The sequence below is a fragment of the Algibacillus agarilyticus genome (genome assembly GCF_003286125.1).
Lineage (GTDB): Bacteria > Pseudomonadota > Gammaproteobacteria > Enterobacterales > Alteromonadaceae > Algibacillus > Algibacillus agarilyticus.
Genome location: NZ_QMED01000009.1, coordinates 41,056 through 55,418, shown reverse-complemented (window position 1 = coordinate 55,418; position 14,363 = coordinate 41,056). Strand labels below are relative to the sequence as shown.

At 38.3% G+C, this 14,363-nt stretch carries 12 protein-coding genes; all 12 read right to left on the bottom strand.

The window, feature by feature from the left end; translation table 11 throughout:
* Positions 1–5 precede the first annotated feature (5 nt).
* Positions 6–749, bottom strand: coding sequence for a P-loop NTPase family protein (locus DPX34_RS09070; RefSeq protein ID WP_111978094.1), 744 nt, complete (start codon positions 747–749; stop codon positions 6–8).
* The gene (locus DPX34_RS09065) at positions 749–2,896 is read right to left on the bottom strand and encodes an SLBB domain-containing protein (RefSeq protein ID WP_111978093.1); all 2,148 of its coding nucleotides are present in this window, start codon (positions 2,894–2,896) and stop codon (positions 749–751) included. Before DPX34_RS09065 ends, DPX34_RS09070 begins: the two co-directional genes overlap by 1 nt.
* Positions 2,897–2,904: 8 nt before the next feature.
* Positions 2,905–3,774, bottom strand: coding sequence for an OmpA family protein (locus tag DPX34_RS09060; RefSeq protein WP_198673663.1), 870 nt, complete (start codon positions 3,772–3,774; stop codon positions 2,905–2,907).
* Between the two features lie 9 nt (positions 3,775–3,783).
* Positions 3,784–4,110 carry an STAS domain-containing protein gene (locus DPX34_RS09055; RefSeq protein WP_111978092.1) on the bottom strand — a complete coding sequence of 109 codons (327 nt, stop codon included), beginning with the start codon at positions 4,108–4,110 and terminating at the stop codon, positions 3,784–3,786.
* Between the two features lie 855 nt (positions 4,111–4,965).
* Entirely contained in the window at positions 4,966–5,613 is a 648-nt protein-coding gene (locus DPX34_RS09045) for a sugar transferase (protein WP_111978090.1), read from the bottom strand.
* A 21-nt stretch (positions 5,614–5,634) separates the two neighbouring features.
* Positions 5,635–6,840, bottom strand: coding sequence for a glycosyltransferase family 2 protein (locus DPX34_RS09040; RefSeq protein ID WP_111978089.1), 1,206 nt, complete (start codon positions 6,838–6,840; stop codon positions 5,635–5,637).
* Positions 6,841–6,859: 19 nt separating this feature from the next.
* Complete coding sequence (locus DPX34_RS09035; protein ID WP_111978088.1) at positions 6,860–7,972, bottom strand: glycosyltransferase; 1,113 nt, start codon at positions 7,970–7,972, stop codon at positions 6,860–6,862.
* Between the two features lie 9 nt (positions 7,973–7,981).
* On the bottom strand, positions 7,982–9,409 hold the full coding sequence (locus tag DPX34_RS09030) for a GumC family protein (protein ID WP_111978087.1): 1,428 nt from the start codon (positions 9,407–9,409) through the stop codon (positions 7,982–7,984).
* On the bottom strand, positions 9,406–10,572 hold the full coding sequence (locus DPX34_RS09025) for a glycosyltransferase (RefSeq protein ID WP_111978086.1): 1,167 nt from the start codon (positions 10,570–10,572) through the stop codon (positions 9,406–9,408). Before DPX34_RS09025 ends, DPX34_RS09030 begins: the two co-directional genes overlap by 4 nt.
* A 40-nt stretch (positions 10,573–10,612) precedes the next feature.
* Complete coding sequence (locus DPX34_RS09020) at positions 10,613–11,332, bottom strand: acyltransferase (protein ID WP_111978085.1); 720 nt, start codon at positions 11,330–11,332, stop codon at positions 10,613–10,615.
* A gap of 6 nt (positions 11,333–11,338) precedes the next feature.
* Entirely contained in the window at positions 11,339–13,168 is a 1,830-nt protein-coding gene (glmS, locus tag DPX34_RS09015) for a glutamine--fructose-6-phosphate transaminase (isomerizing) (protein WP_111978084.1), read from the bottom strand.
* Between the two features lie 634 nt (positions 13,169–13,802).
* The gene (locus tag DPX34_RS09010) at positions 13,803–14,354 is read right to left on the bottom strand and encodes a hypothetical protein (RefSeq protein ID WP_111978083.1); all 552 of its coding nucleotides are present in this window, start codon (positions 14,352–14,354) and stop codon (positions 13,803–13,805) included.
* Between the last annotated feature and the right edge of the window lie 9 nt (positions 14,355–14,363).

The following is a 14,363-nucleotide window of genomic DNA, read 5'->3' as shown; positions in this document are numbered from 1 at the left end:
TCTTTTTAAATTGATAAATTCATTAACTTATTACGCATAATTGAATTTTCAACAAAGTGCGAAATAAACCGAGGTAAAAAGCGAGATTGTTTTATTTTTCTGAGTAGTTCTTGTTTTAGAGTTGGATTATGTTTGTCATTTATAACCGTACCAATGATATTCACTTGGCTTTTTTTTAGTTTGTCTATGCTGGCATTGACCATTTCAGCTGTTGTTTCACCCGCTTGTACCACTAGAATAGCAGCGTCACTGGCTTGTGCCACAAAATCGGCAGGTATGTTATTGACATTTAATCGGCTAATAGGGGTTGTATCTATAATGATACATTCAAATTCTAATTTCCATTGTTCGATATATGCTTTTAAAACATCAGGCGATCTTAATTTTAAAATGGCATCTTTTCGTTGTGGTGCGGTTATGCCAACTAATGCATGTTCATTTACTTCAACGATTTCAGGCGTTAACGATACAAATTGATTGACGTTAGTGTCCTGATTATTAATCATTGATTCATTATGACAAGGTGATGGCGTTGTTAAGGTTAATAATTTATGAATACTGGGTTTATGTGTATTCATATCAACCAATAAGGTTTTTCGCCCAGAGAGCAAGCAGCGTTGAGCGAGTAAAGTCGATAATAACGTGCAACCTTCACCGCTATTACTCGCACAAATACTCACAGATTGAATATCCTGCATAAAAATTTGGTTGTAAATAATATCAACTTCAGCGTGCAGTGGACTAATCATTATAAACCTCCAAATAACAAAGCGATTGATGCTATTTCAACTACATCTCTTAATATCACACGAGCTTTAGCCATTGTGCTTTCACTTTCTTGTGGAATGTAAACAGTATCACCGGCGCGTAATACAGGCAGCGCTTTAAAATTAGCTGTTTTGCTGAATTCGGTTAAATCAAATGTCGTAGATTGTTGCTCGCAACAGGTTAAGTTAACAACGGTTATTTTTTCTAAATATGCGCCAGGGGCTGTTCCGCCTGCTTCTGCTAAAAGATCGAGCAATGTCATGGTGTCGTTAAATTTATATCGGCCTGGTTTATTAATCGCGCCTAAAACACGAATGGTTGATTCTTTACTCTTATCTAACCACTCTCTATTTTTTTCTGGAATATATATGGTATCGCCCATCGTTACGCGAGGTAATAAATTCTCATCGCCTGTTTCAAAATATAAAGCTAAATTTAATTTGCTGACCTTAGCGTATTTTTTATTGCGGTGACTGATCCTAATATTGTGAATATCGGCATCACTATTTGGACCATCGGCTGCCGCCAATATATCTAAAAAATGCATCTCGTCGGTAAACATGTAGCGACCCGGTGCGACAACTTGTCCTAAAATATAAATCGATTTTTCAGAGCTTTGTCTCACCCATTGCGCCTTGTTGTCGCTCGGATCTTGCGGTAAATCATGCACTCGAATTGTGGCGCCGGCTTGAATTTGTGGTAATTCACTATCGGCCATCCCATTTTTCATATATTGATCAAAACTAAAGCGATATACACTATTACCACCTAATTCATTTGGCGTCATAATTTCTATACTTGAGGTATCAGCTCTAGCTGTTGGCCCCCCAACATGGGCTAATAAATCCAATAATGACATTTCATCTGACCATTCAATTCTACCTGGACGTAATACTTCTCCAATCACTCTGACCGCTCTTGAGGGGGCAACCTTTAACCATGATTTTTCATTCATATCTGTTTTTTCAGGCACAAAAATAGCGTCACCGGCAGCTATTTGGGGGACCACAGTATTTGGTAGGCCTTCTGTAAACGCGGCTAAATCAAATGGGATCACTTCACCATTTGTTTTAATCACTCTTATCTGGCGTGATTCAGCAAAACGTGTAGGGCCACCCGCATTCGCTAAAATATCCATAAATGTAACCGTATCATTACCTTCATAAGCACCAGGTTTGGCGACTTCCCCCATGATGTATACCATTTTGGCTCCCGTTTTAATTTCTTCTTCTTGCTTGGGTACAAAAACGGTTGTGCCTGCCGCAATAATAGGGAGAAGAGATTCATCACCAGAATCAAGGTAGCCTTTTAAGTCAAATACTTCGGGATTGTTATTACTGATCACTCTTATTTTTTCAACACCAGCATAGCGTGTAACCCCTCCTGAACGCATCAATAAATCGAGTAACGAAAGGTTTTCTTTGTATGAATAACTACCTGGGCTATTGACTTCGCCAAATACTTTTATCGCATCTCGTTCTGAAGCTGCATCACCAGAGTCGGCAACCTTTGATGGATCAAATTCAACTTCTACATTTCCTGTTTTAGGCGACGCTGGCACAAAAATAACATCAAGCGATTGAAGTGTGGGTAATAAACTTTCATCACCGGTATCTAAGTATTGTTTATAGTTAAAGACGAGAGTCTCTGTTTTTACGGTTAAATCATCTGCAATTATTTGTCGTCTCAATTGGATTTTATCTAACTGAGCGCCTTGTCTTAAACCTTCAACTGCGCCTAGTGCATGCTGGATCCCCGCATTGGCTGAAAGAATAATTTCGCCCGGTTTTTCAACATAACCCAATACATTGATCATTATTTGACGTTTATAAACATAAACTTTCAAGTTTAATAAATCTTGAAATGCATTACTAAGCAGACGTTTAACGCGTTTTTCCATTTCATCTTCAGTTAGCTTGGCAATTGTGATAACACCCACTTCAGGTAAATAAATACGTCCCTGTCGATCTACATCAAATGTTTTATCTAACGATTCTTCACCAGGCAATGAAATTTTTATAATATCGCCTACTTGCACCGTGTAGGTTTGAGCGTGAGCCGCTTTACTATAAAAACAAACCAAAATAACGAATATCAATTGAAATATTAATTTTTGTTTAATCATCATTATTCGCCTTATTTTATTTGTTGAAAAACGTTTGGTTTGCTTGCTACATTGGTTGCGATTGAATCGCTTAGTTCTATCTTAACGGTACGATTGACTAGTCTCACTTGTGGCTCCGTTCCTTCGTACGGTGCTTGTGTTTCACCCACCGCATTAATGCTTAACCTTGAAGCATTAATACCTAATAGTTTTAAATATCGAGCGACCTTTTGTGCTCGTTGTTTAGACAAGCGCTGATTGTATTCATTATTGCCGGTGTCATCTGCATAGCCTGTTACTTGAAGAGTAATGTCTTTATTCTTAATTAATATCTGTGCTGCCTGAGCTAATCTGGCGATATATTTAGGGTTTATTTCAGCGGAGTCATGGGCAAACTGGTTATCGGCGTTAAGTAAGTCTGACAAATGACTAAATAGGTCTTCAGTACGCTGGTGATCATCATGATTGCCATGACCGTCAAACTGGTTATGAGTATTGGCTAATGGTATTTCACAGACCGCTTGTTGTTTAACATAGTCAAGTTGGTGTTCTAATCGCATTAAAAGTTGACGTTGAATAAGTAAATCACTAGCCGCTGCATAATCTAAATTTCCATCAAGCTGACGCGTAATACGAATTTCGCGATGTTTAGCTTGGACAACCGTCGCAGGAAAACACAATTCAGCACCTTCAAGTATTAAAATATCTAAATGGCGTGAGACGAGTTCTAATTCAAACCTTAAACCGTGCTCAGGACCTAACGGTTCGTTAGCATTGACGGTTCGATAGTTGTTAGGCGATCTTTCTGCTAGTCCGCCTTGACCAAAGTCAGGTAGGGTCGTAATGCAAGCTGTTTGACTCAACGCGGTTAACATAACAATGGTTAGGCATTTTTTATTCATTATTAACTCCTAATGTGCATCCGCTAAAACAGAAATGGGAATAGCTTGATTGATTCGAAGTAATTCTAATAACTCTTGTGGTTGGCCATTAGCCCCGACAATGCTCATTGTTAGTTTATTGGCTTTTAAACGTTTAAATAGAAACACAATGGCGCCAACACCGGATGAATCAAGGAAGTTGACTAATGTTAAATCTAAAATTATATGGGGGTGATCCGCTTGTTCACTTAAGCTCGCCCAAACGGCTTTAGTTGCTTGGCAACCTATAGCATCAAACTCACCCTCAATATTTATGATTAGTTCGTTATTAGGACTTATGTGCTGTGTAATATTCATTTTCTACCTCAAAGCTTTATTTCTATGCTGATTTAATGAAAGTACTGCAGGTAGTGTTCCAAAGTTAAAATATTGCTTAATATCAATGGTTTAGTGTGTTTTTTAACTGTTTTTTTAACGTTTTATATCGAGATGAAAATGTCGATTCGCAATATGCAACTGATAATGCAATTAAGGGTACTCGAGGTTTATTTATTGAATATATTCTGCATTTAAAATGAATACCGGAATATTTAAGCGCTAATAAATGGTCTCTGCGTGTCGGTTGCTATAAAGCAAGTAAAACAGACAGACATTATATTGCATGGCGTAAGGGTATAATGAAAAGGCAAATTGAAAGCAAAAAAGGAAAGACAGAAATAAAAATGGATCATGGCTGGAAATCAACTAAAGTATCCTCCGTCATGTGGAGTATTAGTTTAAAATACAAATGGTCATTATATATTAAAGGTTTTTACAAAAGAGTCTGTCAACGAATGGAGTGCTGGGAGTGTCATACCCAGACTTTCTTTAGTTTTTAATAGGGCGCTTAAATAAGGTATAGTCTTTTCGCTCAGGTTTTATGGTTCATTGTCAGTGCTTACTCTCGACTTTGGCTCCTGCGTCGTTCTAACACCTAAATCCATTTAGGCGGCCCCAATCACATAGTAGAGCCTATGCTCATGGCGTCTCGAAGCTTGCCTGCATGGATGCAGGTAAGGGGCGAGAGCAGGACGCGGTAGCTTTGACGGCTTTGCTGACATGGATGTAAGTACTTAGTTTTCGTCTGGAACAAGAAATCGGCCCCTAAAACCCGATCGCTTTGACTATACTTATACCCAAGTGACTTGGGCATAAACTCATTACTTTTCGCAGTTATTGACCTCGGCCTAGCACCATCACTTTGATGGTATTAATAGCAATCCAAATATCCATTTTGAACCACGTTAACGGATGGGTTAGGGCCATAGCATAACTGTGATCAAATCCCACTTTACGACGGACATCTTCGATACAAGTATCATAGCCTTGATTAACTTGCGCTAACCCTGTTATGCCTGGGTAAACATAATAAGTTCTTTCGGCAAAATAAGGGATCGCTAGATCGAGCTTTTTATAAAAACCAGGACGTTCAGGACGAGGGCCAATAATCGACATATCACCTTTTAGCACATTAATGAGTTGAGGAAGCTCATCTAATCTTGTTTTACGTAAAAAGAGGCCTACACGGGTTATTCTTGCGTCATTTTTACCTGCCCATACAGCACCCGATATTTTTTCGGCGTTTTGCGCCATTGTTCTAAACTTAATCATTTTAAACATATGTGTAAAGTCGGGGGTCGCCAAGCCAATTCGCATTTGAGTAAAAAATATATCGCCGCTTGATTCCATTTTAATGAGCAGGGCGATCACCGGAAATAAAGGTAAAACAACGATTAATCCTATAATAGCGATGCATATATCAAAAATTCTTTTAGCCCAATAAGTGGTGGGGCTGATTGTGTTTATAGTCGTAAATTTCATAATGAAGACCTCTCTTGTCATTTAGCTTTTTGTCCAATGGCCTTTATCTAATTTTAATAGATAACGAACTGAACCAATTAGGTTTGCGGTGTAGCCACTGGCAATATAAGCCAATGTTTTAAAAAGTTCTGAGTGTATTTTGTCGGCATAAAGACAACTAAAAATACACATTACATAGCCAATAATTTGTAAAATAAACAAGCCCATAAATAACGGTGAATTAATACTTAACCAAGCCGAAGCGATGAAGGTTAAAATGAAGAGAAAAGGCATTAAACAGCGCAATGCCTTGCCGGACAGAAAATTAAAAGCGACCGCAATCTGTTTTCTATCAATTAACATCGCTTTTAATCGCCAAAGTTGTTGTAAATTGCCGGCTGCAATACGGCGTCTACGCAGATGATCAAGCGAGGTATCTGCTACTTCGAGCTCTAAAGCGTTAATTTCTGTGTTATATGCCGCTTGATAGCCTTGTTGCACTATTTGCATAGGAATCATGAAATCATCGTTAATGGTGTCCGAAGCTAAAGGGGTAAAAAGTGTTCGTCTAAAAAAATATAACGCACCGTGTACCCCCATTGTCGCGCCAAGCGCAGCTTCACAGTATTTAATTGAACTTTGATATTGCCAGTAACTTTTTTCACCCGTCGAACAGCCCGGTGTTAATTGATATTGACTGGTCAAAACCCCGATCGTAGGGTCGGTAAATTGAATAGCCGCTTGGCTAAGTGCATCAATTGATAACAAAGCTGATATATCACTTAAACCCACAATTGGGCTTGTTGATTGATTAATAAGCTCATTAATAACCGCTATTTTTCCTCGGTTCTGTTCAAAATTATTAACTTTAACATTAAGGTGTTTTAATTCAGGCTGTTCTAAACAATGCAGTAAAATAGGCAATGTGTTATCAGTACAACCATCACAACCTATAACTATAAATAATTTTTCTGCGGGATAATCTAAGCAAGCTAAGTTTGCCATCTTGGCCGCAATTGTTTCTTCTTCGTTGAATGCGGGTAATATTAAGGTTATTTCAGGTAAATATTCGTCGTCTGAATTAACCTCATAACAGCGCTTAAAATCCGTTTTTATCGCTGTAGCGATATCGCTTCTTTTGTCTTTTTTATGTTGAGCTAACCTCCTCAATAAAGCAGGGTAGATAGCATGATGATAAATAATTAATATCATCATGCTTAATGTGATTAGCGAAATTATAGACGTCATAGATCACCTTTTATGGTGCCTACGTTGAATTCTTTAACTCATTGTAGGCTTTTAACATTAGTTCGCTATCTGCAAATGTTTTTACAAAATTGCGAATCATTGCGTTATGCGAATCAGGTTGCAAACCGTTATGCGGGTTAACAGGATTAATTCGCTCACATACCTTAGCAATTGCATTTGCCATACCAATATTGTCACCCGTATCAACTATTTCACCGTATTGATGACATAACGCTTCCGTGCTTGCACCTGTGTTTGTTAATACGGCAGCGATACCGCAAGCTTGGGCTTCTAAAGCCGATAACGGAAAACCTTCTTTAAATGAAGGTAAGCAAAACACATCTAAACTTTGATAAAAAGCTGGCATATTATCAATTAAACCTAAAAAATGGACTCGGTTGCTTAGCTTTAATTGCTTAGTTAGTGCTTTTAATTTTTGTTCATTCGAACCTATCCCGGCAATGGCCAAATGAATATGAGAGGGCAAATTTATCAGCGCTTCAATTAATACACGTTGCCCTTTTACATCTTCTAACCGGCCTGCATTACCAATTAATGTGACATTCAGCGGCAGTTTCATTACTGTTCGAGCCTTTTTTTGATCGCCTAGTTGGAATTTTTCTGTGTTAATCCCATTATAAATAACATGCATTTTATAATTGCCTAAAAATCGAGCTGCATTGTCGGCAACCAGTTGAGAATCAGCGATGAAGATAGGGCGGGTTATATTCATAATTAACCGTTGCAGCCAACGATTTTTTTTATTCTCGAGGTGCCACGCATCGTGCTCAGTGTGCATTATGCAACGCACACCGGCTAATTTGGCGGCAAGGCTACCATAAAGTAAAGGACCAATATGATGAGTATGAATACAGGTAACGTTCATTTTTTTTATCAATTTAACTAAACGCTGGATTGTTTTTAAGCTGATCCCCGCTGGCTTATCAAGACAGATAATTTTATGTTGAATTTGTTTTAATCTAGGCCAATGATGAATTAACGCTGGTAATGTGCCTTCTAAGCTAACAATAAAGTGTTGTTCTGTGGGGGTTGCTTGCTGAGCAAAATCAAGCGCCATTGTTTCAATTCCTCCTGGGCTTAATTTTTGTACAACTTGAAATGTCGTTTTCATTGTTAGCTCCTAATATTTAGATAAACTGGGTAAGCGTGATAACACAGGTAGTGTGGTTAATTCTTCTAATTCGTCTTTACGTCGTATGGTCGAATCAGCCATTTCAAACATGATGGCTAAGCCACAACCCAAGAATAAACCACCAAAAAAACCACCAATTACAAATAATATAAGTGGTAAATTAATCGGTGTTGTTGGCGTAAAAGGACGGTCTATGACTTTTATGCGTTTGTTTTCTTCAAATTTACTTAACGAACCTGTTACTTGTGCCATTTCATAGCGTTTTAATAACTCGTCATATAAATCTTGTTTCACGGTTATGTCGCGTTCTAATTTTTTTAATTTATGCTCTTGTTGGCCATAAGCTGCAATTTTGGGCTCTAAGTCGTTAATCATACTGATTAACCATTTACCCTCTTCATCTAAACTTTGTACTCGACTGCTTGTTGCTTGTAATATTTCAAGCTGACTAATTAATAAAGGCTGATTTCCATCCGGTTGAGTTTGCGTGTTACTGGCGATATCCCATAGTTGCTCGGTATTAATGTTGTCGGTTGCGCTTTGCATAATGGCTTGTCTTTCGGCTTCTAAACGTCTTAATTTACGTTGAGCTGCAATGACTTGGCTGTGCTTATCGGTATAACGTGTGTTTAATAATGCCAATTCACCTCGTAATCGAATCATTTGTTCTTCGATTCTACCAATCACCGGATTTGTACTTGAGAGCTGTTGATTAATTGAGCCTAGCGTTCTTTTTTTACCGGCGAGTTCAGCTTGTCTTGCGGCGAGTTCTTTTTTTAATTCAGCTAACCTCGTTACGTTGCTGGCATGCATATTGGGTAATGCGAAAGCATTTTCACTCCGAAATTTTGCTAATGCCGCTTCTGATGTATTTAGTTCTGCGCGTCTTTCATCAAGGTGCTCAGCTAAAAACAAAGATGAATCTTTAATTGACGAACGTTCTGGCGCTAATAAAACATCAACAAAATGCCGACTAACGGATTCGAGAGTTTCTTTCATACCGACAGGGGTATTGGCTTTTAGTTGGATATTTATTAAATCTTTACCTGCCATCGCCATGGTTAATCGATTTGATAATTCAGCAACAACTTGATCTCGTTGCATATCCGTCGTTTCGGCATTTAATAAGCCTCTTTCTTCGGCGACCATTTGTAAAATATGACGGCTGTGTAATAGGGTATTCAGCGCAGCCATCCGGTCTTTCAGCATGGTTGAAACGGCTAAATCTTCTAAAAACGGGTTCATCTTGGCGGTTTCTTGGATCAACATGCTGGTATGCGCTTGATACTGCTTACCGGTTGTTGAGCTAATGAACGCACCGATTATTGGGAGCAATAGCATTGGCAAAACAATGATGTAGCGCTGACGCCAAGCGCCCGCCAGCAAAAAATAAAATTGATAACTTAATTTATTCATAGCGCATCCAACAACAAATTGAGTTTGTTTGATTGTTCATACCAAGACTGTTGTTTGACTCTTGCTTGCAAACTGCGCTTTAGTGGCGGTAAAGCGGGTTCTTGTGCGATTGCATTTAAGGCTTTAATCATGTCACGGTGATTATCAATTAAGTGAATAAACCCCATGTAATGTTCGGCCGCTTTATAGCGGGTCGAAATAACTGGGCTACCTGCGGCTAAATACTCGGTAATTTTAAGTGGGTTGCACGCATCTATTTGCTCATTTAGCACAAATGGCAAAATTGAAACGGTCCAATGTTGGCTATAACGCGGTAACGTAGAGTGAGGTTTTGGCCCTAAAAATGTAACATGATTAAGTAATTTTAAGCGTCTTACATCGATATGAACTTGACCGATAATAACAAAATCCCAATTGGGTAATGCTTTAGCTGTTTTAACTAATAAATCAATATCGAACCAAGTATTTATACTGCCATAAAAGCCCGCGATAGGACGATTTCCTTTGGGTAAATCATCGGCTTTGATAGTCGGTGTCGAAAATAAATCAATATCGACACCATGCTCAATACAATGCGTTTTATGTGCCGGAAATCGCTCTTTTAAAGTTTGGCTAGCGGTAACAATTAAATCTGCTTTTTGTGTTAACTCTATCTCTCTTTGTTGTACGGTCTTATGATCGACGCCTGCTAATGAAGAGAAGTCATCGCCACAATAATAAATCACTTTTGATTCATTTAAATGACCGACCATATCGACTGCTGTGGCTAATGAAAGCCATAATATAGGTTGTTCAAAGTTTTGCTTTTTAGCTTGTGGTAAAATTTGCAATTTTAGTAACCCACGGGCTAACCAGCGCATTAATTTTGATTTAGGCGCTGGTATCGTGATGGGGTTTATGAATGTGATATTTTCTTTAAAAGGATTTTTATCGCCTGTTTCGTTACATTGAGTATGTGTTTTTAAAATATTCTTAAATAAAAGAGCGCCTATTTTTAATCCAACCCGTTTTACATCTGATAATGTGAAGTTTGGTTGGCGCAAGCCAATTGAGTTAACCCAGATTATTTTATGATCAGAGGCTAAATGTTTTATGAAATGTTGTGTACTGCTTGGTAACCCACCCCAGTCTTCACCAAATACGATCAGATGCTTTTTAGTCATGATATTCTCCTATGTGTTTGAGGTTAAATCGAAATCGTGCTTAAACGGGATTCGGCAGTGATTTGATTATTTTAGCGGGCACGCCACCGGCTAAAACAAAATCCGGTAGGTCATGAGTCACTACACTTCCTGCTGCAACGATCGTGCCTCTTCCGATCGTAACTCCTGCCATAATGGAAACACCGGTCGCTAACCACACATCATCCTTAATATTTATTTCACCCACTTGCTCGTCCAGTTCCGGCAAGCCTTTTGCTCTATCGATAGGGTCAATTGGGTGTCCGGGGTAACCCGCTAAAAAAGCGCGACCTGCAATGCGTACGTTATTACCGATATTCACCTTGCTACCACTGGCTATTGTTGTCATCCAACCAATGTCTACATTGTTACCAACGTTGAGCTGTGCAGGGTATAACCCATGAATACGGCCGCTAAATGTGCTTTGACCCGAAACACGACAATTGTCTCCAAACGATAGTTCTATCGCGCCTGATAAATAGGGTAAGCCACCATATAGATATAAATGTTTACCTGTTTTTACCGTTTGGCTTTTAAACAAAGGTGTCCAATATAAAATACGTATCACGCTACTGAACATATTTTTAAGCGTAATATGGCTTGCATAAATTAATTTAAACGGTGTTTTAGGGGCTGGAAAATCAAATAAAATAACCGATTTTGCAAAATGCAAAATGCATTTTGCAAAAGGTGTATTACTGGTTTTTAGCCATTTTTTAGTTTGTTGAATCGAAAGCATCATTGTTCATTACTCCACGGTTACTGATTTAGCTAAATTGCGCGGTTGATCTACATCTGTTTTTCGTTCAACTGCTGTGTAATAGGCCAACAACTGCAAAGGTATATTGTAAATAATCGGTTGTAAGGCTTCAGGTACTGTTGGTAAGGTGATGTGATGCGTTATGAAATCTTTTGCTTGTGTAATGCCATTTTCATCACTTAACAAGCAAATTTTCGCACCGCGAGAAGCCACTTCACGTAGGTTTGACAATGTTTTACTGAAAAGCTCATCATTTGGCGCCACAACAATAATGGGCATACTTTCATCAACTAACGCAATAGGACCATGTTTTAACTCACCAGCAGGGTAAGCTTCAGCATGTATATAACTAATTTCTTTAAGTTTTAATGCGCCTTCTAATGCCAGTGGAAAAGCAGAACCTCTACCCATATATAAAGCGTTACTGGCTAGACTGATCGTTTTCGCAATCGCTTTGATGTTTTTTTGATGGCTTAGCACCTGGTTTATGAGTGTATCAACTTGGTTTAAATGCTTAATAAACTCGTTTTCTTGCGTTGAGGTGACGAGTTTGTTTTCTCTGGCTAAAACTAAGGTCACTGAAATTAATGCCGCGAGTTGTGCCGTAAACGCTTTGGTTGAAGCGACACCTATTTCTCGTCCTGCCAAAATAGGTAATACCACATCACTTTCATTCGCCATTGTACTGTTAGTAACATTAACAATAGAGAAACAAGCTTGACCTTGGCTTTTAGCATGACGTAACGCGGCTAGTGTATCGGCGGTTTCACCACTTTGAGAAATAAAAAGTGCAGCTGCTTGTCTTTGGATTGGCGCTTTACGATAGCGATATTCAGATGCCACATCTAAATCAACTGGCACGCCAGCAATCGATTCAATCCAATATTTAGCGACCATACCCGCATAATAAGATGTACCACAAGCCACAATTGTTAAACGACTTATTTTGTTAGTTAAACTGTTAATTTTCTTAAATTGTTGAGATTGCTGTGTGTTTGAATGTTCAAGGTAATGTGCAAATGTACTTTTAAATACGCTTGGCTGCTCATGTATTTCTTTAAGCATAAAATGAGCGAAACCATTTTTGCTTGTGTCATTAGCTTGGGATTGTCTTGCAATTAAATTGCGCTGTATTTGGTCGCCTGATAAATTAGTTACCGTTAATTGTTGTTGTGTAATCCGAGCTAAATCACCATCTTCAAGATTACACGTATTTAAGGTTTGCTCTGGCATAGCATTTTGATCTGACGATAATGAAAACCCATCAACAGACTGACCAACAATTAACGGGCTCCCCTGGCGAGCTGCAAATAATTCAAGAGGGTACTGTTTAAATATGGCCGCTAAGGCGAAACTGCCTTCAAGTTGCTGCAGAGCCTTGATCATTGCGAGCTCTGGCGTTAATCCTTTATCTAAATATAAAGTGATTAACAATGGGATTGTTTCGCTATCGGTTTCACTTTCAAATTGATAGCCTGCGTTTTGTAAAAGAGTTCGTAATGCGGGGTAATTTTCGATAATACCGTTGTGAACCACGGCTACTTTTGGCGTCATGTGTGGATGCGCATTTTGCACGTTAGGTAAACCATGAGTCGCCCATCGTGTATGCGCAATACCAATTTGGCCATCGAGTGGATTAGTTGAAAGCAAATGAGATAGTTTGTCTATCTTGCCTTGAGCTCGTCTACGTTCAATGTGTTCGCCATTCATTATAGCGATGCCTGCTGAGTCATACCCACGATAAGAAAGATTATCTAAACCATTAATTAATTCGCTAAGTATTGATTTGTTGCTAACTGCTGCATAGATCCCACACATAATAATTCACCTTAATAATTAGATTCACAAGGTATGTAGCGAAGACTATGCCAGTTTGGTTAAATTGTTTTAAATCATAATGTTAGTTGTATTTTTTTTGTTTTTTTTAAACGGTAATTAATTTGCGCTTTGTTATTTGCAAAGCGAATTGCAAATAACAAAACGCAAATTGATTATACGTAAATTAAGGCGTGATATTTTAAATTAAAGATTAGTACGGTGGCACTATGTTGTAACGCTAATAGGTAAATGCTTGAGCAAATATTGATCGTTTAAATGCAGCGCTAATAATTTCAATATTACTTATTAACGAGAGTAAGGCCGTATTAACGAAATGATATAAACATAAAATTAAGCCAAAGGGTGGAAGCGATGTCTAAGTATTGATTCGTAGCAAACGGTATTTTAAAGCGTTTATCGAAATTGATAATTTAATCTTAAATTTAACCATACTAGACTCAAGTGGCTTGAGTCTAGTATGGTTTTGCAGGCGTTTTGGCTCGAAATCTGAAAATTGTGATTGGATAAAGGCTAATGTAACTTGCATTGAAGGTATACAATATATTGCGATTTGCATATTGACGGAAAAACCCATTTAGTGTGATGGGTTTTCCGAGTAAAATTGATTTGGCATTTATAATGCTATATTTAAGTTATTGGCAAGTTCGTTTGATTTAATCCATCTGATAAACTGGGGCGCCCGGCCATCATAATGCCATACGGCTAATACTAAGTCGGTATTATGATTCGCTATTTTTAGAGTGCGTGAATAACTAGAGCTTGATACGGGTGTGCGAAATAAACACGAATCGTATTGGACTGAGTACGTGTTCTGTTGCTCTGTAAATTCATCACACAGTGACACGTAGACTTTGTCGCTTACACCTGAAATCGAGACGGTGAGTTCAAAAGTTGCACTTAATGTATTATTTGGTTCGACATTAATGTCTTCAATCCTTGTATTTTTAGATTGAACAATGAGTTCAGTTGTTTCGAGTTTTTCTTTTTCAGAATTAACATTTTCAGTGTTTTCTTGGGGGATTGGTGCTTGGGTCACTGTTGTTTTAGTAACCGTTGTGCTGACTTTTGAGTTTCCTTCTGAACTCGTTTCCGATCCACCGCCACCACAGCCTATTAATATAATGCATAGCGTATTAATTGTAATTAATGCTTTTAATGTATTCATGGTTTATGC

What these genes read in the sequence shown, in the direction of transcription:
- DPX34_RS09040 (WP_111978089.1), bottom strand. Translation starts at nt 6,840, where the DNA reads ATGACGTCTATAATTTCGCTAATCACATTAAGCATGATGATATTAATT.
- DPX34_RS09065 (WP_111978093.1), bottom strand. Translation starts at nt 2,896, where the DNA reads ATGATGATTAAACAAAAATTAATATTTCAATTGATATTCGTTATTTTG.
- DPX34_RS09020 (WP_111978085.1), bottom strand. Translation starts at nt 11,332, where the DNA reads ATGATGCTTTCGATTCAACAAACTAAAAAATGGCTAAAAACCAGTAAT.
- DPX34_RS09055 (WP_111978092.1), bottom strand. Translation starts at nt 4,110, where the DNA reads ATGAATATTACACAGCACATAAGTCCTAATAACGAACTAATCATAAAT.
- DPX34_RS09045 (WP_111978090.1), bottom strand. Translation starts at nt 5,613, where the DNA reads ATGAAATTTACGACTATAAACACAATCAGCCCCACCACTTATTGGGCT.
- glmS (WP_111978084.1), bottom strand. Translation starts at nt 13,168, where the DNA reads ATGTGTGGGATCTATGCAGCAGTTAGCAACAAATCAATACTTAGCGAA.
- DPX34_RS09025 (WP_111978086.1), bottom strand. Translation starts at nt 10,572, where the DNA reads ATGACTAAAAAGCATCTGATCGTATTTGGTGAAGACTGGGGTGGGTTA.
- DPX34_RS09060 (WP_198673663.1), bottom strand. Translation starts at nt 3,774, where the DNA reads ATGAATAAAAAATGCCTAACCATTGTTATGTTAACCGCGTTGAGTCAA.
- DPX34_RS09035 (WP_111978088.1), bottom strand. Translation starts at nt 7,972, where the DNA reads ATGAAAACGACATTTCAAGTTGTACAAAAATTAAGCCCAGGAGGAATT.
- DPX34_RS09030 (WP_111978087.1), bottom strand. Translation starts at nt 9,409, where the DNA reads ATGAATAAATTAAGTTATCAATTTTATTTTTTGCTGGCGGGCGCTTGG.
- DPX34_RS09010 (WP_111978083.1), bottom strand. Translation starts at nt 14,354, where the DNA reads ATGAATACATTAAAAGCATTAATTACAATTAATACGCTATGCATTATA.
- DPX34_RS09070 (WP_111978094.1), bottom strand. Translation starts at nt 749, where the DNA reads ATGATTAGTCCACTGCACGCTGAAGTTGATATTATTTACAACCAAATT.